This is a genomic window from Micromonospora sp. NPDC020750, assembly GCF_044334565.1.
In the GTDB taxonomy this organism is placed as follows: domain Bacteria; phylum Actinomycetota; class Actinomycetes; order Mycobacteriales; family Micromonosporaceae; genus Micromonospora.
The window spans coordinates 466,194-487,080 of the sequence record NZ_JBIRTH010000003.1 but is presented as its reverse complement, the minus strand read 5'-3'; the positions used below and the strand labels follow the sequence as shown (position 1 = coordinate 487,080).

The window sequence follows — 20,887 nt, the reverse complement described above, 5'->3', positions numbered from 1 at the left end:
TCCTACTTCGGGCCGGCGAGCACGTCACGCCACACCGACTGTTCCGGCTCCAAGCCGGCGATGATGCCGCCGCCGATGTTCCACCAGCCGACGGCGAGGCAGTCCCTCTGCTGTCGCAACCATGCGGCGTGCTCGCGCAGTGCCTTGGCCCGGCCGCTGCCGTCCTTGTCGGTGGTGGTGCGTTCGACGCCGAACTCGGGCACTAGCCACGGCACGCCCCGGTCGCGGGCGACCCGGGCGGCTGAGCCGAACATCTCGGCCGGGGTGCGGTACTTGACCTTGGAGTCGTTGTAGCAGTCGACGCCGTAGAAGGTGGCACCGTCGTACCACCAGTCCGCTGGATTTCCGCCGCCCTGGTCGAGCCACCAGCGGGTCACGATCGGCCCGTTGCCGAGCACCAGCCGCCGGTTTGGGTGCCCGGCGATGATCTCCGCCATGTGCTTCCCGGCCGCCCGGTACTCCGCAGGGGTGATGTCACCCATCGGTTCGTGCCACCACGTCAGGTACACGGGCCGGGTCAGCCCGTCCAGCCATCCGGCAAGTTGCTCCACGTCGTCTTTCCACGACACGTGGATGAGACAGGATGCTGGGGTGGCCATCTTGCCTGCACCGTGTGCTGGCAGCTCGGGCAGGCTGTCCGCGTCAGGGCCGTCCTTCCCGAAGTCCCGCATATACCGCAGGCCCGGCATCGCAGCCAGCAGGTCAGCGGTCGGTTTCCCGGGCATTGCGGTCGCCCCGAACCTCAGCCGCTCCCGCACCGTCACCTGCTGCTCCACGGTGACCGTGGTGGTGATCTCCACCTCGCCGCCCTCCCCGTCGAGGTAGGTGCGGAGGTCCGTCGTCACCCCTGGTTGCAGGCTTCCTGCGAGCGCCACCCATCCGTCTGACATGTGGACCTCCTACTGGCGCGTCGCGATGACGAGCACCTGCGCGGCGCCCGCCGACAGGACACCGCTGGCTTTGACCGTGACATCCACACGGGTGGCGGACACGACCGCCCACGCCTGCACCACGAGGGTGGACAGCACATTGGCACCGCCGACGAGCGCCGAAGCGGCGTAGTCCGGTCCGACCGAAGGCCCGCGAAGCTTCTGGGGCATCAGAAACCCCGCACTGACACATGCGTGGTTGGGTGCCCCGGCCGCCCGGGGGAGACGGGCGGCCGGGGACGACGCGGTCTTACTGCTGCCGCTGCTGGGCGAGCTTCACCAGGTCGGCCTTGTCCTGCTTCACCAGGTCGTCGTAGTCGCCGCCCTGCGCGACGTGGTACTCCACCCACACGTCGTGGCCGTGGGTGGACTTCGGCATCGACCCGTCCGCCGGCAGCTTGGTTCGGGCGGCAGCGCGGCGCGTTTCCGCCTCCGGATCCGCAACCGTTTGCGCGGGGGTGTTGACGGTGCCGTTGTCCTTCTCCGACTCGGGCACCACCCCGTTGTCACCTACGGTCACCGGGTCGCCCTTGTCTCCGGTGTCACTGTCCTCGGCCAGCACGAACGACTCGCCGCGGCGCACCACCACGTCGAGGAAACCCTCCCGGATGAGCCGTTCCCGGTCGTCGGCGTCAACGGCCTTCGGGTCGAGCACGCCACCCCGGTACAGGTGACCGCCGGGCCCGCCGTTGGCACCCTTCCAGATCGTCAGTGGCCCCTTGCCGCGCAGCATCTTCTCCGTCATGGTCACGCCTCCGCTCAGGTGCTCGTGATCTTCACGGCGGCGCCCGGCTCCTGAACGATCGGAACACCGATGCGCCGGCCCTGGATCTTCCAGCCGTCGTTCTCGTCGAGCCGGATGCGCTTCGACTGGACGCCGTCGGCGGTGCCGAGGTAGCCGCCGCCCTGGTCTTCCCAGCCGATGGAGCCGAGCTGCCGGGAGTCGATGAGCATGACGTCCACGCCGGCCGGCATGTTGGTGGTCTTCCAGATGTTGAGGCCGGCGATGTGGGCGAGACGTCCGGTGAGGAGCAGCGAGTCGTTGGATTCGCGCGGCGCGCGCTCGATGATCTTCGCGGAGGCGATGAGCCGCGCCCACCGGGTGGGGGTGGCCAGCACCGTGTCCACCTCGTAGCCCTGGTTGAGGGAGTCGACCACGGCCGCGCCGAGGGTGATGTCGGCGAACGGGTCGGCGTTGGTGGTGTTCCACGCGGCGGTGGCCGCGCTGGTCTGGGTAACCGCCGACGCGACCGCCGACAGGATCAGGCTGTCGAAGCCGAACGCGATCCGGTTCGCCAGCTTGATCATCTTGCGGTTGACGATGTCCACCCGGTTCCGGGCCACCAGCTTGTCGGAGATCAGGGTCGACAGACCCCAGTTCTCCGTCGCCGCCATCTGGCTGACCGCCGACGGCTCCGCCGACAGCGGGTACTCCATCAGGTCATCGATGCGCTCCGCCAGCGACGCGGCCATGATGGCCTCGGACACCTCATAGTTGACCGCACCCGTGCCGGTGAGGTCCACCGACCCGGTCAGGATCTTGTCACCCACCAGGCGCATCTGCGCGAGAGTGCGCAGCGCCCGCTGGATCAGCACCGGCGAGTTGACCAGCCGGTTGACGGTGATGTTGTCGCCGGACACCGTGGGGGCAGCCGGCGCGTACACGTTAGGCATCTGTCAGGGCTCCTATCGGGCCAGCTTGACGGCGATGACGTCACCGTCGGCAGTCGCCGCTTCGAGGGCGATACCGACGAGCCGGTCGTAGGCGTCCGTGCCAGCAGTGAGGGTGGCGATCTTCCCGGCCGCCGCGCACTTGACGCGGTCACCGGCGGCGATCGCCGCGGAGGCGATCAGCCGCTGCACGCCGTCGCAGTACGCGCCGAACGTCTGCCCGCTGATGGCGTCGCGGGACGCCACACCCAGCCAGGTGGTGGAGTCGGCGACCGCCACCGCACCGGCGACGGTGACCATCTGACCGGCGGTGATGGTGGCGGTGGCGGTGCGGGTGATGGCCTGGCCGGGCTTGAACTTCGGCAGGTAGTCGTTAGCCACGGGTCAGCTCCTTCGCGTCCACGCCGAGCTGCGACGCCCAGCTTCCGAGGGCGGTCTCGCCGATACCGAGTTCGTCGGCGTCCGGCTCACCGGGGCCGGTGGTGCCCGCAGCCTGCACGGGGACGATGAGGCCGGGTTCCAGCGCCGCGAGGGTGGTCTTGGTGCCTTCCGGGTCGGCTTCCCATGCCTTCACCCAGTGGTCCTTGCGGACGGGGGCGAACTTCCCGTCGGCCATGGCGGCGGCGATGACGGCATCGCGGTCGGCAACCCGCTGACGTTCGTGGGCGGCGGCACCGAGCGTGGCGTTACGGCGCAGCTCGGCGAGGGCTTCCCGGTCGATGGTGACCACACCGTCGGGCAGCGCGGGGGTGGTGCTGGCTGCGACGGGCTCCGGAGTCGGCTGCGGGTCCGGGATCGGCGTCGGCTCCGGGACTGGGTTCGGCTCCGGGGTGGGGGTGGGTTCGGTCGGCTGGCCGCCGATCGCGGCGAGAACGGCGGCGGACACCGCAGCCTCATCCGCGTCGTCGGGCAGGCCGAGCCGCGAGCGGACATCGCTCATGGTGGACACAGGGTCCTCCTTCGGGTCGGGGGTGGGCTCCGGCTCGGCGGCCGGGAGAACAGGGGATGCCGGGTTGTCGGCGGGGGTGGGCTCGACCGGTTCGGCGCTTGACTCGGTCGGTGTGGTCGCTTCGGGCTGACGGCCGGGCCGGGACTCGGCGCGTGACGCGTACACGATCGGCTGACCGACGCTCGCGGCCACCATGTCCGGCTTGTCGACGTACCGGACCAGAACCTGCACCGGCTCGCCGAACGTGAACGTGTCCTCCCCGGTCACATCCACCGGCACCCGCCACCGCTGCCCGGATTCGTCGTCCACGACGATCAGTTGCAGCGGGTCCAGGCGCACTTCGGTGATCCAGTGCGACCAGGGTGCCTTGTCGTAGTAGTCGCGCCGCACGTCCTCCACGGACACGCTCGCGGCGACCTTCGCCGGGCGTGGGTTCGGCATGATGCTCCTTCCGTCAGTCGCCGTGACGGTGACTGCTGTTCCGGTGGGGTCACTGCCGTCGGCCAGTTCCACCCCGTATACGGCGGCCAGGTCCAGCAGCGACGGGAGAGTGCCAACGCCGGGACGGTCCACGCCGAGGAGCGCCACGGCGTGGACCACGAACGGGTGGTTGTGTCCGAGCTGGCACTTGTAGTCGAACTCGCCTTCGATGGACCGGTCCGGGTAGGCGGACGCCAACACCGACGTGCCGTCTCCGTTCTGGGTGGCCAACCAGGCGGGCATGCCCGCGAAGTCGCCGACGAGGGTGTGCCCTTCGGCGCCGAGCGCAAGGTTGTCGACCCAGCCGATCGCCGGGTCACCGGCGCCGTGCTGGCCGTCATGCCCGAACTTGAGGACGGGGCGTCGGACGGCGGGGCAGTCGAATGCGCCCACCGCGGAGGCGAGGTCATCGGCGGTGAATGTGACCGGCCCTGACTTCGCATTCCACGACCCGGTGTGGACGAGTTCCACACGGGGGATCCGCACCAGCGGCGGCGGGGCGGGCACCTGAATGTCGGTCACCGGTTCACCGCCTTACTCGACGACGGCGAACAGGAAACCTCGGCAGCGGGCGCCGCCGAGGCAGGCGATGTGTTGGCCGAGCGGGTAGGCGGCTCTTGCGTCGGCGAGGGTCGGGAAGGTGGTGCCGTCGATGCTGGCGCACGGCGCGCACACGTTCCGGTCGTTGACTTCGCTCGCCACATACCGTGGTGTGTGGCCGGCGGCTTCCAACGCTTCGAAGGTGGCCATCCGTCCGGTGGCCTGCGCCTGCGAGAGGGCCGACGCCAGGTTGGTGACCACCCACCCGCGCCCGGCTGCCTCTCCTGATGCTGCGGTGGCGGTTACACCGTCGAGGTGGTCGCGTACCAGCCGGCCGACCGTTTCGGCGTCCACCCCGGGGCCCGCGTTGGCGAGGGCAACCTGCGCGGCGCCGCTGACGTAGCCGGCGGCGATCACCTGCGCGATAGCGGCGGCATGGGATGCCAGCGCATCCTCATCCACCTCAGGTACGTCGATGGTGACGCCCTGATGTGCCGCCTCATCGGCCGCCAGGGCGGATGACGCGGCAGCAAGCGCCACCATGCCAGCGGCAAGTAGCCCGGCAAGGCCGGCAACCACAGCCGCTGAGACTGCCAACCCGCCCGCGGCGATCACCGCAGGTAAGGTGCCCGCCGCCACGGCAGCGACCACGGCGGCACTGACCCCGTCCGCCATCGGATCAGCCGCATCCGACCATTGGGCGGCAACCGCATCAACCTGCTGCTGCCACTGCTGCTGGACCACCGCCGGGTCGACTCCTGCGGCTTCCTCCTGCACTGTGACGTCACGGGCTGGTGCGGCGGCGAGGATCGGCAGCGCAAGCTGCCCGGGGGCAGGCTCCTTGCGGGACCGGCGGGGTGCCCGGCGGCCCGCACTCACCGCAGCAGGAGCAGGAGGTGGGGTTGGGGTGGGGGCGGTCCGCTCCGGTAGCCGCCACTCGCGGCGAATGTGCGCCTCCAACGCCGGATCCGCCGATAGGGCACCGGACCGCAGGAGCAGGTCCAACGCCTCGGCGGTGATTTCCCGGCGGTCACCGATCCCCGACACCGTCACTGCGGGCACCGGCTCGTCGAGGCCGTAGTTCCACTCGACGATTCGTGCCGCAGCCTGCCGGGTGATGGTGTCGGCGAGGGTTTCCCCGACCGCCTGCACCGACATCATCAGCACATCCACGAACGACTCACCGAGGGACCGCGACCCCGACTCGGAGGTGCCAAGGTCGAGGTGACTCATCAACGCCATGCGGGACATCTGCTGGTCGAGGTAGCGGATGAACCCGAGGGTGTCCGGCGTCGAACCGGACATGCCCACCAGCTCGAACGTGAACCCGGGCGGCACGGCGGCGCCACCCTGATCACCTACCCGCGCCGACGTCGCCAAGTTCAGGGCGGCCGTCATCTGCGTTTCGGTGGGGAGGGTGCCCGGTAGGGCTTTCACCGTGGGCACACCCATGCCGAAGCGGCGCGACGATGTGGCGAGCACCCGCTGGAGTTCCCGCTTCAACAGCCACGGCCCGTACGCGGGGCGCAGCAGGCTGGTGCCCTGCCACGAGTTGCCCTCCCGCTCGTGGCAGTACCACACCATCCGGTCCGCTTTGATTTGCGGAACGTCGAGGCGGCCCGGAACATCCTGGGTGACACCCTGGAAAGCGCCGGACCGCGCGTCGGCGTAGATGGCGGTGATGGTGTGCGCGGGCCGCTCCGCCAGCATCGACAGGCGGGCACGTTCGCCCCGCACCTCGGCCAGCATTTCGAACCCGGCATGCCCGTAGGTGAGGCAGGTGAGGGCCGCCCGTACGTGCTCCGCCCACGACACCCCACGAACCCGAGCAGACTTCGGGGTGTCATCCCCAGTGACGGGCAGACCGAGGTCGTCGGCGACGAGCTGCGCGACTTCCGGTCGGCATCCGGCCGGGTTCACCGACCAGGACGCGCGCCGAATTTGCAACGTGTACCCGGCGAGGATCGCCGCCAGTTGCGGATCCCGGCGCATCGCCGCGTACGTCTCCACCGACAGGGGGTAGACGAGAGCCGGGATTTGCTCCAGGGCCTCACCGAGCCACGCGTCGTATGTGCCGTCGGAGACGGTGCCCTGCAAACGAGTGGGAGGGCTGAGGGCGGCCATCGAGACCACCCCCTGCAACGGCTACATCGGCTCGTTCATCCAGTCGGTGAAGCCACCCGACCCGCCACGCGTGGGGTCAGGTTGCGTCTTCGGGGGATCCGGGATCCACCGGGTGGCCGCCGCGAACACGGCAAACGCCAACGTCGACACCGACCCGTCATGCCGGCTGTTCGGGAAGGCCAGGAACTCGGACGTCCACTGCTCCCGCCACGACACCGTGCTGGGCAGCCACACACGCCCAGCTGCCACCGCAGCCGACGCCGGAAGTGCCCGCGCAAACCGATCCTGGTCGACGTCAAGCGCGGCGATAGCCACACCGGCGCGCATCAACCCGGCGCGTTGAAGGTGCCCGTACTGATGCTTCGACACGAAGGTCACGTCCACCGGCCAGCCGGCGACCGCCCGCTCGACCACCTCGACCGGGTTGCCCTCGCCCACGCGTTCCCGTAGTCGGTCAAGCAACAGCAGCGCACCTTCGGTGGTTCGCCCCCACACGGATACGACCGTGAAGTCCGTGGCCGCGTCCTCACCAATCCCGACGTGGGCGGTAGCGAACACCCACATCATCGCCAGCGGCCATGACCGTCCGGCGGCGGAGACGACCCGGCCAGCGCCATCACTTGGCGTCCACGACCAGTACCGCCAGTGCATCCGGCGGAATAGGTCAGCGCCGGCCGGCGCGGTAGCGGTCAACATCAGCGCATCGGCGCGGTCCGGTGACGGCATGCCACGCTTACGCATGTCGTCTTTTGACTCGATCTGGATCTGCCCGCGTGATGTGTACCGGTACTTGATCGCACCCAACTGGGCGGCAAGGTCGTCGTCGGCGGGGTCGAGATCAATGTCGTCGTCTTCGAAGCGGGTCTTCAACGCCCAATACCATTCGGCGCGGGCATTCAGGAACCGTTCACGGTCCGTTGCCGCAGCACCAGCCTGCATATCCAGCACGCCGTAGCCCTGCTCGGTGAGCTGGTCGACCACCCCGGCGCCGACGCCGACACCGTCGACGCGGATCTCGTCCGCGCCTGTCTCCTTCTTCGCCGCAACGACCCGACCGGTGGTTTCTGTTGTGGGCTGCTTCGAATACTCGCCGATCATCCGGGCGACCGGGCCACGACGCAGGTAGATGACTGTCCGGTCGGATCCGAACCGGGCCACGTCTACGCCCAGGATGCCCCGGCCCTCCGCAGGGAGCGACCGCTGGCGGGCGGCTTCGATGGCGGCGGGGGAGATGAGAACGTCTTCGCCGATCTCCGGGAACTCGCCGAGCACCTTCGAGATGTAGCGGGGCGAGTCGACGCCCCACCGCTTCTTGTCCTCCACCCAGTCCGGGTCAAGCATCAACGGGCGCAGGTTCTCCGGGAACGGCTCATCGGTGAAGTTGGGGGTGTCGAACGCGGAGATGCGGATGACGTTCCACCCGGACCCGGGTTTGCACACGTCGGCGAACTCGGTCGACGGGTCGTCGGGGTTGCCGATGGCGAGAATCCGGCAATCCCGGTTGGTGGTGATCGCTTCAACGGCGGTCCACAACTGGCGGGGGATTCCACACGCCTCATCGAGGATCACCAGCACATACCGGCGGTGGATGCCCTGGAAGCCGTGCTCATCTGTGTCGGCCGGCTTCCGGCCCCACCCAACCAGGGTGCCATCGTCGAGCTTCCACTCATCGGACTGCAACACCCGGCCCGGCACGGTGTTGCCCTTGCGGGCGGAAGCCCGAGCTGCCTTACGGATCTCCTCCCACAGGATCGCGTGGACCTGCGGGTAGCTGGGTGCCGTGGACGCTACGAACGCCTCACCCGGCGGATGGGTGGCGATCCACCACGCCGCGATCCGTGAGGCCAAAAACGACTTTCCGGCGTTGTGACACGACTTAACCGCCGTCCGACGGTGCGACACGACTGAGGCTGCAATGTCTCGCTGCTTGCTCCACAGGTGCTCGCCCAGCTCGTTGTTGACCCACCCGACAGGGTCGGTCAGATACGGCGATACCGGGGCTGGCTCGAACATGCGGGCCGCAGCCTCAAACGGGTCCAGGGCCGGCGCGAACACGGACGCCGACATGCCGACCTCCTACGCCGCAACCCCAGACGCCACCGACCGGAGCCGGAACGGAACCACCTTCGCCGCGGTCGTCTGCTGCTCGGGCGTCAGGTCCAGGTCCCCGAGGATGGCCTTGATGACTCCGGCGAGCATCGCGCCCTGCTGCTCGGCGAGACGAACGCGCCTTTCCTCAAGGCCCGACCCGATCGCCTCCTTGCACACCCGCACCAGGTGGAGGCGTTCCCGCTGCCACAGTTGCACCCACACGTTGACCTCAGCGGCCCGCTTCGTGTCGGTACCCGGGAACTCGCCGGCCATCTTGTCGACTTCCTCGGTTTTGCCCCACACCACATCGTTGGGGTCAAGCGCCTGCACCTGCTCGTGCAGCCACGCCACAGCCCCGGCCGTCCGGTGCACCTCTTCGAGTAGGGCGTCTCGTGGGTCAACTTCGCGGGGCAGACCGAACGTGACAACAGCCTTCGCCGCCTCGGCGGTTTGGATGCGGACCTCAGCCGCAGCCTTCGCCTGAGGTGAGGCGCCGCCGTGATTGCGGCACACCTTTTGGCCTTTCATTGGCCACTTGGTGCATCGCTCGCCGTTGGTGCGGCGACCGCTGCATTTCGGCTTGCCGGGCGGGCCGGTTTCCATGGGTGGATCACCGCCCGCCGGTTTCTTGGGTTCCCGGCCCGGGTCACCCGCTGTGCCGGGCCGGGAACGTTCAGGGGGTGGGAATGCCGAAAGCCCGCCGAAACCGTGAGGCTCAAGCGGGCTTTGGAGACACTTCTCCCGTGCGTGACTGTGACTGATCACGAGGATCTTGTCAACTGTGCCTTTCGGCGTTTCGTTTGCAGCATGGTGAGGGCGGCGTCGCGGACGTGTTGGGCGAGGTAGGTGCGTTCTCGTCCGCGCCACCCGTGGCGGGGTAGTAGCGGCTGGTCGGGGTGTTCGGGGTGGCGGTTGCACGCCCATTGGCGGATGACGTCTTCGGATACGTGGACGAGTTGGGCGGCTTCGCTGGTGGTGATGGCGTCGGTGTCTTCGACGGTGACGGTTTGGGGAACGACCCAGGTTTCGCCGAACTGTTGGGCGGTGGCGTCGGCTTGGTTGCAGGCGTCGGGGTTGAGGGCGTGGAGTTGCGCCCGGTACATGTGGGCGATTTTGCGGGCGCGGTCGAGGGCGGTGTCGCCGGGGATCGGCCAGGGTTGCCGGCGGCCTTGGATGTCGAGGTCGGGGTTCACGCAGCAGCTCCGGCGCGGGTGGGCCACACGAGTTGGGTGACGTACTGCTGGTAGTCGGTGTGGGGCCAGGTGGTGTGGCAGTTGGTGCAGTACACGTCGCAGGGGTCGTGTTGGTGGCGGGGGTCGTCGCGGTGGAGTTCGTCTAGCCCGCAGGTAGAGCAGGTGCCGGGTAAGTGGGTGGTGCGGTGGGTGCGGCCGAGCATGCCGCGGGCCCGCTGGTGGAGGTGTTGCAACTGGTGTACGGCTTCCCAGCCGGTGAGGTCGGTGGGGTCGTCGTCGCAGCCGGTGGGGTAGACGGTGACGGGTGGGTTGCGGGCGAGGTCGGTGAGGCGGGGGGTGAGGGTGGCGACGGCGTCGGCGACTTCCGCGCCGGGTAGGCGCCGAGCCTGGGGCGGTGGGTTGCTTCGGGTGGTGTGCCAGGCGCCGACGATGATGGTGCGGGGGCCTCGGGCGAGTCGGTGGCGTCGGCGGAGTTCGTCTGCCCACAGTGTGGTGACGTGATGGATTTCCGCCTGTAGGGCCTCGGCGGCGCCGTTCAACGGCATGGGCGGTGCGGCCTTGCCAGCCGGCTGCATGTTGAGGGCCTGCGACAGTGACGGGGCTTGGAGTTGTTCCAGGTCCACGTAGTCGTAGACCAACGACCGGATGTCGCGTTCGGCGGCGGTGAGGCAGTCGGCGCACAGGGGGCAGTTGTGGACGGGTGCGGCGGCCGGTGGTTTGGCGAGCCGGTCGTAGGCGCGGCAGCGGGTGTCGGAGACGCAGTGCCGGCTGTCGGTGGGGGTGGTGTTGTGCATGTGGGCTGGTCTCCGATCGGCGTGGGTACGCTGGGCGGTGACCTCCACGGGGGCGTGGGGTGTGGCAGGTGGGCGGCGGTCGGATGAGGGTCCGGCCGCCGTCGCCGTCAGGTGAGGTTGAGGTCCCGGAAGATGCGTTGAGGATCGACGGACAGCGAGGTGGCGGCGAGAATCCGCTGCATCGCGGCGTCCTGAGCGACGGTTACCGGTCTCCAGATCAGCGGGGCGCTGGGGACACTGACGGCGATTTGCTCGCTGACCCATCGGTCCAGGGCGTCTATTGCCGACGTGAAGTCGGCAGGGATGCGGCCGGGTTCGAGGTGACGGGTGTTGCCGAGTTCCCGTTCGAGTCGCTGCCACGTGTCGTGGATGCGGGCGGTCTGCTCGATGCTGATGATCCCGTCGGGTGTGCCCATGCCGTGAAGGTCGCAGCCGACGTAGCGGTGCCCGTTGTCTAGGCGGAGGTGCCACACGGTGGGGTCGGATGCCCGCTCGAAGACGCTGGTGTTGTGGCGGCCGGTGTAGCCGGTCCGGGTGGCGTTGACCGGGATGAGGTCCGGATCGTCGGCTGCGGTCACGAGGTCGGGCCGCCAGCGCATGGGGGTGGCGTAGTGCCCTGTGGTGCGGGTGTCGGTGTCGGCGGCGAGGTGGGTAGGTTCGCAGTCCGGCGAGCAGTAGGGAGAGCCGGTGCGGGGTTGCGCCCCGCACGGGCAGCAGCCGTCGAGGGCGTTGTCGATGCGGTCCAGGATGGTCACTGCGCCTCCTGCCTTTCCCAGTCGGTGACGGTCACGGTTCGGCGCATCAGGTGCGGGCCGTCCACCCAGGTTGGGGCGGCCATGCTCGTCAAGCACTCCCTCATCGCAAGCAAGTTGGTCGAGGGTTTCGACGGCAGTCGGAGATGCGCGGAAGTTGACGGGGCGGCGAGCTATCCGATCGGTGGACACATGGCACCTCCCGCCCCTATTTTACCTGCTCAGCGCGCGTTACGGATCATGGTGTGCCGCCTATCATGGCCCATTTTCGGGTCGCTGTTTGGGTAGGCGTGGCGGTGTTGGTTTGTCACCCCAGTCCGCGCCGGTCAGGTCAACGACCTCCCGTTCGTGGCTGTCGCACAGGTCGATGGTTTGGCCGGTGCGCCGGTACAGCCCGTACAGAGTTCCACCTGTGGTGACACGCCAGCGGACGTGGGGTGGGATGGAGCAGTCGGGGCCGGCGCACACGCGGGGCTCGTACCGCTCGTCACGCATGATGCGCGGCGCGGGTTCGGCGTCGGTGGTGTTGGGATTTGCCGTGGCGGACTGCTGGTGTGTATTCATTGCGTCCCATTCCTGTCACGTTCCGCGCATCATGCCTGATCGTCGTTCGCGTTGCCGTCGGAGCGGGCCGCGTCGAACAGGTCCGGCCCGTCCTGCTGCCATTGGGACGGGCCGGGCACAGCCGGTGGGAGTAGGCCGTGCTTCCGGGCGCACGCCGACCCCCACCCGTGCACGAGCGGTCCTGTCGGAACGGGTGTCCCGCACAGGCAGACGCGGGGTTCGGGGTCGGGTGCGCCCGGAAACAGCGGCAACGTCATCGGCTCAGCTTGCCTCAGCAGGGTTGGGGGTGCCTTCGGGTGCGGGCGACCCGCGTTCGGCCGTTGTGGGCGCGCTCAGCAGGCCCCGCAGCCGGTTTGCGCTGTCCTCGGGTAGCTCGGTGGCGAACTGCTCCACCCGCTCCACCAGTTCGGTGAGGACGGCGACGTGGCGTTTGTTGCGGCGGGCCACCTCCCGGAAGGTGTCGCGGTCGGTTTCGGCCTGCCGGCGCAGTTCGTCGGGGGTCCTCCCATCGCGCCGTTGGAAGGTGGCGATGTACTCCTCACCGCTGTCGTCGGCGAACCGCATCTCCACGTAGTTGTTCGCGCCGTGGCCGTCGAGAACGGCCCTGGCGGCTTGTGTGAGGTTTCGGGCGAGGTCGATGCCTGGACGGAGACGGAATTCGAAGCCGCCTCGGCTGGACGGACCGGCCGATTCGATGCCCAGTGTGTGGTTCTGGTTTGGCTGGTCGAGCCGCGCGTTGTGGAGGTCGGCGATGTGTTCGCCGACCTGCTGCGACCACACCATGTCGGCGGCCATCACCCCACCGTCGGCGGGGCTGCGCCCGTCGGTGCTGACAGCCCAGCCGCCGATCTCGTCGTTGGGGACAGCCGTCCACGGGCGGGCGAGAATGTCGGCCGCGGTCAGCGAGGTGGGGTTCACAGCCCGGTCTCCTCGCGCAGCGCCTCCGCGAACGCGTTTCGGCTGTACGGCCACGGAATGAGCTTCGCGTTGTAGAACACCGAGTACGGCTTGTCCTTGGCACGCTCCTTGGCGTCCTCACCGTTGAGAAACTCGGTCAGCTTCTCCGCTGCTGCCTTGTCGAGGAACGGAACCATGTCGTCTGGGCCTTGGACGTGCACCGCCCACAGTTCCGGCGGCGCTGGCATGCCCGGGAACGGAGCCTCTTCGGTCAGCGTGGCGTTGGTCATGGGTGCCTCCTCAGTGGTTACGCAGAGCGTCGGCGGTCATGGCGGCGAGATCCGAGTCGGTGGCGTCGTAGAACGCGTCGTAGTCGGGGTGGTCACGCCGTAGTGGGTGCTCGGTCTCGGTGTGGGTGGCGTTCGGCTTGCGGCACCAGTCGCAGCGGGTGGTGGTCGTGTGGGGCATGGGTGCCTCCTCAGGCGTGTCGGGGATGAAGGTTGAGGCTGGGGTCCGCTTCGTCGGGTGCCTCCATGACGAACCCTTCCCACAAGGTGGGGTCAGGCCAGCCGCCGCACTCCTCCTCGGTAGGTTCACGGCCGTCGAAGTACCAGTCGTCGGCGGTTGGGGGGTCAGTCCACGTGTCCGTGCTCACCGGGTGTCTCCTGTCGCAGTCGGGGGCAGCTCGTCAGGGGCGGTCGGGTGCAGCAGATGGGAGAGGCGGGCTCGGGAGGGCACCGTCGTGGTGCGCGCCTCCGGATTGATGTGGATGACGGGCAGGCCGAGCCGGTGCGCTTTCTGTAGGGCCGAGTGGGTGCCGCCGTTGAGCTTCGACGGGCACCACACCGCCACCACCGCGCCCCTGGCGGAGACGACCGCGGCGAGCATCCCGTCGTTACGCCGGTGTAGCAGCTTCACCGCCGCACCCTTCCGGGCACGCTCTGCGAGGCCGGCGAGCGTCCCGTACACCACCTCACGGTCGGCGAGGCCACGTAGCCGCTCCCACTCGGTGACGGCATGCGGGTTGTTACGCCGCCACGGGTCAGGCTGCTCCGGGAACGGAATGTGCGCGATGTACGACACCTGGGCGCGGTGGAGGGAAGCCGCCCACAGCAGGTCAGCGCCCAACGCCATGCCGGTAATGCCAGCGGTCATGCCGTGCCCGTCGCGGAGCTTGACGGCGATCCGGTCAAGCTCGCCGCGCACCGACGCCGGGGCGCCGACCGGCAGGTGGTGGGGGCGGTGGCCGGTCACCATCACCTGCGGCCACACCGGGGCGCTCACCGCCGGCCCCCGTCGTGAGTCGGGTCGAACAGTGCGGCGCTGTCCGGCTGCGGGCGCGGCGGGCGCGGCTTGGTTCGCGTTCCCGGGTGGGCGTCGCCCTTCGAGCACCCGCGTGGGCAGCCTGGCATGTCGGCCTTGGTCGCGAACCACGCGCCACCCACATAGCAGGCAGACTGGGAGCCGTGGTCGTGGGTCAGATGCCCCCGACAGTCGGGCTCTCCCTGCGCGTACGTGCCGATCGCATCCTGTCCGGACTGGCATTCGGATGATCCGTCGGCGTGCACGATGAGGATTCCCCGGCACTTCGGGTAGGTGAGGATTCGTTCGCGGCGCGGGTCGAGTGCGATCCACCGCAGCTCGTACGCGGATGCCTGCCCGTGACAGGATTCGCGGGCGTGGAAGGCCACGGGGATGCCGCCAGGCAGGTCGAGGTTGTCGCCCGGGTAGACGACCGCTTTCTGCCGTCGGGTGATCGGCTCCCCGCATCCCCAGCAGCATCCGGGTTGACGGCTGGCGAGCTTTTCGACCCTGTTGAGGCCGGCTGAGACTTCCTGGTCCTGTAGTTCGGCCCGGCAGGGCATCGGCTCGCCGCAGCAGGAGCAGGACGGCCACCGGCCGGACTCGGGGTACAGGTGCCAGGTTGATCGTCCGGCGGGTATCTCGACGCATCCGTCCAGTCCGTCGTCGTCGGTGTTCCATGGTGGCCGTGCCCCGGCAACCCAGCGCAGGTCAACGCTGTAGGGCCGGCCTTTCCAGGTCGCGAGGTCGGGCGCGCCAGCGTCGAGCCACATTTCTCGATCCCGGTCGGAGAGGTCCGAGTTGGTGACTTTGAGGATTTGCCAGACGGCGTGGTCGCGGCCAATGAGCCGGCCAGCGGTCGGGGGCTGGTAGACGGTTTGGGTGTGGTGTGGGTACCACTTCTCGGTCACGCTGCCTCCATCCGGTGCAGGTCCAGGGCGTAGCGGGCGGCCTCACCACGGCGGGCCGCATCCCGTAGCTCCGCCTTCACCTCATCCAGCGAATCCTGGTAGTCGGCGAAACTGTCATCCACGGGCACGACCAAGGTTCGCCGCCAGTCGGTGACGTTCGGCCAGCAGAGCCGGACGTAGCCGCGCCCAACGCTGGCGGTCGCGAACCCGGCAGCAGTCAGGGCAGCCACCAGGCGGCGGCCGGCGTTCTCCCCGGCGCTCACGCGGCAGCCCTCCGAGCCAGGTGGTCGCGGTTGTGCTCGAACACCAGCGGCACGCCCACCCCGGCGACATGCCGGTACGCCGACGCCAAATGCCGGTCACACGGGTACCGGGTCATCCCATCCCCAGGCGCCCCCGTCGACACCTCCCACAAGGCCAAGGCTCCGGTCGCCCAACCGCAGTAGTCACACTCCATGGCAGTCCACCTCCTCAGACGATGGCCATGTCAACGAACCGGGACAGGTGCAGTTGGGCGGCAACGGTGATCGTGTCCGTCGGCCCATTGCGGTGCTTAGCGACGATGAAGTCCCCCTCCCCGGCCCGCTCCGACTCCTTGTCGTAGTAGTCGTCGCGGTGCAAAAGGATCACAATGTCTGCATCTTGCTCCAAAGATCCACTTTCGCGAAGGTCGCTGAGTTGGGGCCGCTTGTCCTGCCGCTGCTCCGGGCCCCGGTTCAACTGACACACCGCGATCACCGGCACCTCCAACTCCTTCGCCAGCAACTTCAACCCGCGGGACAGATCCGCGACCTCCTGCTGCCGGGACTCGGTGCGCTTCGGCGACGACATCAACTGGAGATAGTCGACGACGATCAACTTGAGGTCGTGGCGCTGCTTCAACCGCTGCGCCTTCGACCTGATCTGCATCATGTTCATGCTCGGGGTGTCATCCACGAACAGCGGCGCCTCAGCGATGTCACCCATACAGCGGGCCAGCTTCGTCCAGTCGTCATCGGACAACTGCCCGGACCGCAGCACGTGCAGGGGCACACGAGCCTCAGCGGACAGGATCCGCATCACCAGCTCGACTTTGCTCATCTCCAGGGAGAAAATCGCCGACGCCTTCTTGGCGCGGATAGCGGCGTGCCGCGCGAAGTCAACGCTGGCCGTTGACTTGCCGAGCCCTGGCCTCCCCGCGACGATAACCAACTGGCCCGGGTTCAACCCGTTCAACAACCGGTCCAAGTCGGTGAACCCGGTCGGCACCCCGGTCATCTCCCCGCCGCGGTTACCGATCGCCTCAATCTCGTCCAAGGTGGGCTTGAGCATGTCCGCCAGGGCCGCGTAGTCGTCGGCGGCTTCCCGGGCGGTCACCTCGTACACGGCTTGCTGGGCGAGCGTCGCAATGTCCGACATGCTCTTGCCCAGCGCGCCCCCACCCCGGTAGCCGAGTTCCACGATCCGCATGCCGGCCTCCACCAGCCGCCGCTGCGTCGCCGTGTCCACGACAGACCGGGCGTAGTAGGTGGCGTTCGCTGCGGTCGGCACCTGCGAGATCAGGGTGTGCAGGTACGGGGCGCCGCCGACCTTCGCCAAGTCGCCGGACTCCATCAGCGCCGTGTGGACCGAGACGACATCCACGGGGGCCCCTGCGGCGTACAGCCTCACGATGCTGTCGAAAATCGTGGCGTGCGCTGGCCGGTAGAAGTCCTCACCGTGCAGCAGTTCAATGACACCCGCACACGCGTCCTTCGACAGCAGCATCCCGCCCAGGACGGCCTGTTCCGCCTGAACGTCCTGCGGCACCTGCCGACCCGAGCTGGGGGCGCTGTCGCCGTCTGAGGCCCGCTGCCGGGGCAGCCGCTCCTCCACCGTGGCGGTCACGCGCACACCTCGCCCTTAACCACGTCGTCCAGGTCGGCGGGGGCGGAGGTCAACGCCCGCAGCTCATTCATCGCTGACGGCAACTCGGGTCGGGTCGCCGCGATGTGGCCCAGCAGCGGTTCCAACACCTGCCGCAGCGTCGCCGCACCAGCGTCCATTCGCACCTTCCGGTTGATGTCGTCCTCGAACCGGGACGGCAACTCCCGCGCCGGGGCCGGCTGGTTGCGGCGCCGCTCCGCCCGGATCGCGTTCACCCCCTGGCGGATGTGACCGGGCATGATCCGATCCGTCTGCACCGCGTAGTAGCGGCGCACCGCCTCCACCGCATCCCCGGCGTCCAGGTCACCGATCGCCGCATGCCACGCCTGAAGCACGGCCGCGTTGGGGGTGCCGAACCGGTACTCGAACACCGCCACAGCGGCCATCACCCGACGCATGTCGTCCAACGTCACCGGTGCTCACCTCCCGTCGTCACTTCGATGTCCATCCAGCCGCGCGCCTTCCGCACCTCGGCGGGCTCGGCGGCTGGCTTCACGTCTCGGGTGGCGATGCCGTTGCGGTCCGGGTAGCCGCTGCCGTAGCTGCTGCGCCGATCCTGGGTAGCGACGGCGCTTCCGGGCGGGCGTGAAGGGCCGCGCTCGTCGAACGCCCGCCGCATCCAGTTGCGGAAGACGGAATCCCATTTGGTCCTCACGCCCTTCTGGCCGGGCTGAGCTCGCCAGTAGTCGCGGAAGCGCAGGAACTCGCGGTCGATGTCGAAGCCGGGGATCTCGTCTTCCGCCCACTTGCGTAGCACTTGGGAGATGCCGAAGTCGTCTGGAATGCGCGTGCCTCGTTCGGTGGGCTTCCGCTGCTGTTTCGTTTTGGGGGTCGACGGCGACGCCGAAGGCGGCGAGTCGAAGAGAACATCCGAAGGATGTTCTGAAGGTCGGGTCGGGTCGGGTCGGGTCGGGGGGACCGTGACGGTGGGGGTGACTTCGCCGTGAGTGGCGGTGTCAGTCACGCGTGAGTCACGCCGTGACGGTGACTCGTTCTGCCCTTCTTCGTCCCGCCTATCCCGCGCACGATCACGCGCCCGCTTCTGCCGGAGGGCAGCCGCAGCCCGCTCGGCCAACACCTGATCACGGGTCGGCTGGTGGTCAGTCCACTCATGGAACTGCCACCCCTCCTCACCGTCACGCGTGACGCGATTCCACAGCGCGGCCCGCTCCAGCCGCTTGGCAAGCTGCTCGCCAATGCCCGGTGCGAGGTAGTCGAGCACATCGTCGGGCACCCAACCGTCGGTGAGTTCGTCGGACGACCAGGATCCGGCTGTGGTCCACAGGCCGAGCGCGGCAAAGCCCTCAACGTCGAGGCCGCAGCGGATTCGCTTGCGGTGCTTGTGGAGGCCGTCGTCGACCTTGAACCAAGTCATCAGTGCCTGATCTTTCGTGTCGAGAGGTTCGAGCCCGGGGATGGGCGGTGTGCGCGCCGGGGCGGACAGCAGTTGCGCCACCCCGGCACCCGATGTCGTGGTCACTGGGTCACGGACGAGGCCCCGCCCGCCACGGCGAACAGGTCGCCTAGTCCGTCGGCGGCGCGGAGCAGGCCAACAGCCACGGCGTCTTCGGACTCGCTGCCGGCGTCGGCGCGAAGCTGGTCGGCGTACCGCTCGACTGCGGCCAGCCTGTGCTGAAGCTGGTCGCGGTGTGCGGCAAGCCGGTCAACGTACTGCGCAGCAGTGACGGCTGGGTCGGGGAGCCCGATGCCAGCGCGCATAAGCGCCCCCCACACGGCGGCGATCTCGGTGGCGTCAGTGGTCAACGGGCCACCTCGGCACCGGCGTAGTAGCGGTTCACCCGACCGGCCTTGACGGTCGCGCGGGTCGCGGCGGCGATAACACCCCGAGTCGATCGGGTGCTCTTCCCGCTCACCTTCTCGGCGGGAATCAGCACCTCGGGCACCTCGCAGCAGCCGCAGCCCCGGCCCAACCACTGTGGGGTGTCGGCAAGGGCGTACCGGCCAGCGTCGGCCGGATTGCTGAGGTAGCCGCTGCCGTTGGGACCCCACCACGCCTTGTGGTGGTTGGACCAGATCAGGTGCTGCTGCCCGGTCTGCGCCACCGTCTCGGCGGTGTCAGCGTTGAGGGAGGTCGGGTTGATGGTCATGCGGGGTTCCTCCGGTTCAGGCGTTGACGCGGCGCTTGTGGGTGCAGTCCGGGCAGGTGGTTGCACCGTCGGTCCACACCGGGGGACGCTCTCCGGCCGGGATGCTGGTGCCGCAGTCGGTGCACGGCACGGCGGTGTAGTTCGGGTAGGTGTCACTTCCGCCGCTGCTGTAGCGGACGATCTGCGGGGTGGTTGGGCCGTGCGGGTCGACGGCCACGACCTCGCCCTTCTGGTTCTCGTACCGGAACCCGAGGGTGGCGAGCGCGTTCCGCAGATCGGGAACGGTGGTGTAGCCGTCGGCGAGCTTGCGACCGTTCTCGTTGCGGTTCCACGCGATGCTGGCCCCGGGAAGCCGGTCGGCGCCGGTCGGCTGGTAGATGGTGGCCGTGAGCCACCAGCTCGCGCCGTCGCGGCACAGGTCGGCGGACAACTCTGTGCGTCCGGCGCGCCGGGCGACACCAACGCGGGGTGCGTTGAGAATTTCGCACCACAGCAGGAACTCGGTGGGCGTCAGCTCCAGGCGGATGCCCGGCAGGTTGCCGATCTTCGAGTCGGTGTAGAAGTCGTACCAGCCGCGTGCGGTAGGAGACACGGTGGCGTTGGTGGCGTGCAGGCCGGTCTCGTGAAGGTAGGAGCCGAGGGTGTCCAGGCCGTCACTGATGAGCTGGCTGGCGTGGGCGGGGCGTCGGTCGAGGGTGTGGTCGGTCATGGTGCCTCCCGTTGGATGTGGGTGGGTCGGCGAAGTGCCCAAGCCGTGGGCGGTGGACCTACTGTAGATCCTACACTTGGACCTACAAAGTAGTACCATGATGGCATGGATCGAGGAAGACACAAGACCGCGCCGTACGACCGTTTGTTGGCACAGATGGGCCGACAGACCTACCCTGACCTCGTGGCGGAAGAGACCAGTGACGTGCGTCGGGTCCGGGTGGACAAGGATCTGTGGAACACGTACGCCGACGTGGTGGGCGACGGCGGCAGGTCGGCCGACATTAAGGCGTACATCGAGTGGCGGGTCGACAACCCCGAAACGCCCCTGCCCGGGAAGCGCCGGGGACCAGTCAAGAAGGTCCGCCGCCGCTCGGTCGACAAGCCGGCCGAGGCGTAGGAGATGGCCGTGAAGTATCCGCGCCCTCTCGGCATGACCGAAGGCACGGCCGTCTACCGCTTCTACAGCGAGCCCGGAGTTCTGGTGTACGTCGGCATCACCAGCGTTCCCGAGATTCGCTTCAGGCAGCACGCCCTGTACTCGACCTGGTGGAACCTGGCAGATCAGTCGCTCACCGAGGTTGTGTGGCGCGAGACGCGCGGCCTCGCGGAAGCGGAAGAAGTGTGCGCGATTATCGTTGAGCGCCCGCTGTGCAACATTAAAGACAAGCCCGGCCGGGTCTTTCCGAAGCCGCCCCCGCCGCCGGCCGAGGTCATGGGTGTCCGAGCAATGCCGCTGACCGACGTGCGTCGGCGTCTCCGTGAGGTCGTTGACGATGCTGCCGCTGGTCGGCCAACTGTGGTGCTCAAGCACGGCGAGCCCCGAGCGGTGTTCGTCTCCGAGGAGTTCCTGGACCTTCTGGTCAGCGAGCTTGGTTCCGGCATCCTCAAGAATGCTGAGCTGATCGCGACCTGAGCCCTCCCACGTCATCAGCCCGACGCCCCCGCAGCGTCGGGCTTTCGTGCTGC

At 68.5% G+C, this 20,887-nt stretch carries 26 protein-coding genes; 2 read left to right on the top strand and 24 right to left on the bottom strand.

Annotation, left to right across the window (positions count from 1 at the left end; all coding sequences use genetic code 11):
• Positions 1–2: 2 nt before the first annotated feature.
• The 24 genes from ACH4T9_RS12575 to ACH4T9_RS12460 all read right to left on the bottom strand — a co-directional run bounded on the left by ACH4T9_RS12575 (position 3) and on the right by ACH4T9_RS12460 (position 19,919).
• Positions 3–890 carry a hypothetical protein gene (locus tag ACH4T9_RS12575; protein WP_396671175.1) on the bottom strand — a complete coding sequence of 296 codons (888 nt, stop codon included), beginning with the start codon at positions 888–890 and terminating at the stop codon, positions 3–5.
• Between the two features lie 9 nt (positions 891–899).
• Complete coding sequence (locus ACH4T9_RS12570; RefSeq protein WP_396671174.1) at positions 900–1,100, bottom strand: hypothetical protein; 201 nt, start codon at positions 1,098–1,100, stop codon at positions 900–902.
• A 79-nt stretch (positions 1,101–1,179) separates the two neighbouring features.
• Positions 1,180–1,674, bottom strand: coding sequence for a hypothetical protein (locus ACH4T9_RS12565; RefSeq protein ID WP_396671173.1), 495 nt, complete (start codon positions 1,672–1,674; stop codon positions 1,180–1,182).
• Positions 1,675–1,688: 14 nt separating this feature from the next.
• Positions 1,689–2,603, bottom strand: a complete 915-nt coding sequence (locus tag ACH4T9_RS12560; protein WP_396671172.1) for a hypothetical protein — start codon at positions 2,601–2,603, stop codon at positions 1,689–1,691.
• Between the two features lie 12 nt (positions 2,604–2,615).
• Entirely contained in the window at positions 2,616–2,981 is a 366-nt protein-coding gene (locus tag ACH4T9_RS12555) for a DUF2190 family protein (RefSeq protein ID WP_396671171.1), read from the bottom strand.
• Positions 2,974–4,551: a phage protease gene (locus ACH4T9_RS12550; RefSeq protein WP_396671170.1), complete on the bottom strand. Its 1,578-nt coding sequence runs from the start codon at positions 4,549–4,551 to the stop codon at positions 2,974–2,976. The genes ACH4T9_RS12555 and ACH4T9_RS12550 overlap by 8 nt, the downstream gene beginning before the upstream one ends.
• Before the next feature lie 12 nt (positions 4,552–4,563).
• Complete coding sequence (locus ACH4T9_RS12545; protein ID WP_396671169.1) at positions 4,564–6,693, bottom strand: hypothetical protein; 2,130 nt, start codon at positions 6,691–6,693, stop codon at positions 4,564–4,566.
• Positions 6,694–6,714: 21 nt separating this feature from the next.
• A complete protein-coding gene (locus tag ACH4T9_RS12540) occupies positions 6,715–8,760 on the bottom strand; it encodes a hypothetical protein (protein WP_396671168.1) in 2,046 nt (681 codons plus the stop codon).
• A gap of 9 nt (positions 8,761–8,769) precedes the next feature.
• Positions 8,770–9,387 (bottom strand): hypothetical protein, encoded by a 618-nt coding sequence (locus tag ACH4T9_RS12535; protein ID WP_396671167.1) that lies wholly within the window; start codon positions 9,385–9,387, stop codon positions 8,770–8,772.
• Between the two features lie 158 nt (positions 9,388–9,545).
• A complete protein-coding gene (locus ACH4T9_RS12530) occupies positions 9,546–9,977 on the bottom strand; it encodes a hypothetical protein (RefSeq protein WP_396671166.1) in 432 nt (143 codons plus the stop codon).
• Positions 9,974–10,771 (bottom strand): hypothetical protein, encoded by a 798-nt coding sequence (locus ACH4T9_RS12525; protein ID WP_396671165.1) that lies wholly within the window; start codon positions 10,769–10,771, stop codon positions 9,974–9,976. The genes ACH4T9_RS12530 and ACH4T9_RS12525 overlap by 4 nt, the downstream gene beginning before the upstream one ends.
• Positions 10,772–10,878: 107 nt before the next feature.
• Positions 10,879–11,526, bottom strand: a complete 648-nt coding sequence (locus ACH4T9_RS12520) for a hypothetical protein (protein WP_396671164.1) — start codon at positions 11,524–11,526, stop codon at positions 10,879–10,881.
• Positions 11,527–12,348: 822 nt separating this feature from the next.
• Positions 12,349–13,005, bottom strand: a complete 657-nt coding sequence (locus ACH4T9_RS12515) for a hypothetical protein (protein ID WP_396671163.1) — start codon at positions 13,003–13,005, stop codon at positions 12,349–12,351.
• Positions 13,002–13,274, bottom strand: coding sequence for a hypothetical protein (locus ACH4T9_RS12510; protein WP_396671162.1), 273 nt, complete (start codon positions 13,272–13,274; stop codon positions 13,002–13,004). The genes ACH4T9_RS12515 and ACH4T9_RS12510 overlap by 4 nt, the downstream gene beginning before the upstream one ends.
• A gap of 10 nt (positions 13,275–13,284) precedes the next feature.
• Complete coding sequence (locus ACH4T9_RS12505; protein WP_396671161.1) at positions 13,285–13,452, bottom strand: hypothetical protein; 168 nt, start codon at positions 13,450–13,452, stop codon at positions 13,285–13,287.
• Between the two features lie 183 nt (positions 13,453–13,635).
• Positions 13,636–14,268, bottom strand: coding sequence for a hypothetical protein (locus ACH4T9_RS12500; RefSeq protein ID WP_396671160.1), 633 nt, complete (start codon positions 14,266–14,268; stop codon positions 13,636–13,638).
• Positions 14,265–15,197: a hypothetical protein gene (locus ACH4T9_RS12495; protein WP_396671159.1), complete on the bottom strand. Its 933-nt coding sequence runs from the start codon at positions 15,195–15,197 to the stop codon at positions 14,265–14,267. Before ACH4T9_RS12495 ends, ACH4T9_RS12500 begins: the two co-directional genes overlap by 4 nt.
• Entirely contained in the window at positions 15,194–15,460 is a 267-nt protein-coding gene (locus ACH4T9_RS12490; RefSeq protein WP_396671158.1) for a hypothetical protein, read from the bottom strand. Before ACH4T9_RS12490 ends, ACH4T9_RS12495 begins: the two co-directional genes overlap by 4 nt.
• 208 nt (positions 15,461–15,668) lie before the next feature.
• Entirely contained in the window at positions 15,669–17,063 is a 1,395-nt protein-coding gene (dnaB, locus tag ACH4T9_RS12485; protein WP_396671157.1) for a replicative DNA helicase, read from the bottom strand.
• Positions 17,060–17,515, bottom strand: coding sequence for a hypothetical protein (locus ACH4T9_RS12480; protein ID WP_396671156.1), 456 nt, complete (start codon positions 17,513–17,515; stop codon positions 17,060–17,062). The genes dnaB and ACH4T9_RS12480 overlap by 4 nt, the downstream gene beginning before the upstream one ends.
• On the bottom strand, positions 17,512–18,558 hold the full coding sequence (locus ACH4T9_RS12475; protein ID WP_396671155.1) for a hypothetical protein: 1,047 nt from the start codon (positions 18,556–18,558) through the stop codon (positions 17,512–17,514). The genes ACH4T9_RS12480 and ACH4T9_RS12475 overlap by 4 nt, the downstream gene beginning before the upstream one ends.
• Positions 18,559–18,578: 20 nt before the next feature.
• Entirely contained in the window at positions 18,579–18,866 is a 288-nt protein-coding gene (locus ACH4T9_RS12470; protein WP_396671154.1) for a hypothetical protein, read from the bottom strand.
• The gene (locus ACH4T9_RS12465) at positions 18,863–19,210 is read right to left on the bottom strand and encodes a hypothetical protein (RefSeq protein ID WP_396671153.1); all 348 of its coding nucleotides are present in this window, start codon (positions 19,208–19,210) and stop codon (positions 18,863–18,865) included. Before ACH4T9_RS12465 ends, ACH4T9_RS12470 begins: the two co-directional genes overlap by 4 nt.
• 16 nt (positions 19,211–19,226) lie before the next feature.
• Positions 19,227–19,919, bottom strand: coding sequence for a hypothetical protein (locus tag ACH4T9_RS12460; protein WP_396671152.1), 693 nt, complete (start codon positions 19,917–19,919; stop codon positions 19,227–19,229).
• A 105-nt stretch (positions 19,920–20,024) separates the two neighbouring features.
• On the opposite strand from ACH4T9_RS12460, the gene ACH4T9_RS12455 reads away from it, so the two are divergent.
• Both ACH4T9_RS12455 and ACH4T9_RS12450 read left to right on the top strand, forming a co-directional pair.
• Positions 20,025–20,318: a hypothetical protein gene (locus ACH4T9_RS12455; RefSeq protein ID WP_396671151.1), complete on the top strand. Its 294-nt coding sequence runs from the start codon at positions 20,025–20,027 to the stop codon at positions 20,316–20,318.
• Between the two features lie 9 nt (positions 20,319–20,327).
• Positions 20,328–20,834 carry a type II toxin-antitoxin system prevent-host-death family antitoxin gene (locus ACH4T9_RS12450; RefSeq protein WP_396671150.1) on the top strand — a complete coding sequence of 169 codons (507 nt, stop codon included), beginning with the start codon at positions 20,328–20,330 and terminating at the stop codon, positions 20,832–20,834.
• Positions 20,835–20,887 lie beyond the last annotated feature (53 nt).

Bases quoted from the DNA above. Each gene is read 5' to 3' on its own strand.
- ACH4T9_RS12575 (WP_396671175.1), bottom strand. From the start codon at position 890: ATGTCAGACGGATGGGTGGCGCTCGCAGGAAGCCTGCAACCAGGGGTG.
- ACH4T9_RS12570 (WP_396671174.1), bottom strand. From the start codon at position 1,100: ATGCCCCAGAAGCTTCGCGGGCCTTCGGTCGGACCGGACTACGCCGCT.
- ACH4T9_RS12565 (WP_396671173.1), bottom strand. From the start codon at position 1,674: ATGACGGAGAAGATGCTGCGCGGCAAGGGGCCACTGACGATCTGGAAG.
- ACH4T9_RS12560 (WP_396671172.1), bottom strand. From the start codon at position 2,603: ATGCCTAACGTGTACGCGCCGGCTGCCCCCACGGTGTCCGGCGACAAC.
- ACH4T9_RS12545 (WP_396671169.1), bottom strand. From the start codon at position 6,693: ATGGCCGCCCTCAGCCCTCCCACTCGTTTGCAGGGCACCGTCTCCGAC.
- ACH4T9_RS12540 (WP_396671168.1), bottom strand. From the start codon at position 8,760: ATGTCGGCGTCCGTGTTCGCGCCGGCCCTGGACCCGTTTGAGGCTGCG.
- ACH4T9_RS12535 (WP_396671167.1), bottom strand. From the start codon at position 9,387: ATGGAAACCGGCCCGCCCGGCAAGCCGAAATGCAGCGGTCGCCGCACC.
- ACH4T9_RS12525 (WP_396671165.1), bottom strand. From the start codon at position 10,771: ATGCACAACACCACCCCCACCGACAGCCGGCACTGCGTCTCCGACACC.
- ACH4T9_RS12510 (WP_396671162.1), bottom strand. From the start codon at position 13,274: ATGACCAACGCCACGCTGACCGAAGAGGCTCCGTTCCCGGGCATGCCA.
- ACH4T9_RS12505 (WP_396671161.1), bottom strand. From the start codon at position 13,452: ATGCCCCACACGACCACCACCCGCTGCGACTGGTGCCGCAAGCCGAAC.
- ACH4T9_RS12465 (WP_396671153.1), bottom strand. From the start codon at position 19,210: ATGACCATCAACCCGACCTCCCTCAACGCTGACACCGCCGAGACGGTG.
- ACH4T9_RS12460 (WP_396671152.1), bottom strand. From the start codon at position 19,919: ATGACCGACCACACCCTCGACCGACGCCCCGCCCACGCCAGCCAGCTC.
- ACH4T9_RS12455 (WP_396671151.1), top strand. From the start codon at position 20,025: ATGGATCGAGGAAGACACAAGACCGCGCCGTACGACCGTTTGTTGGCA.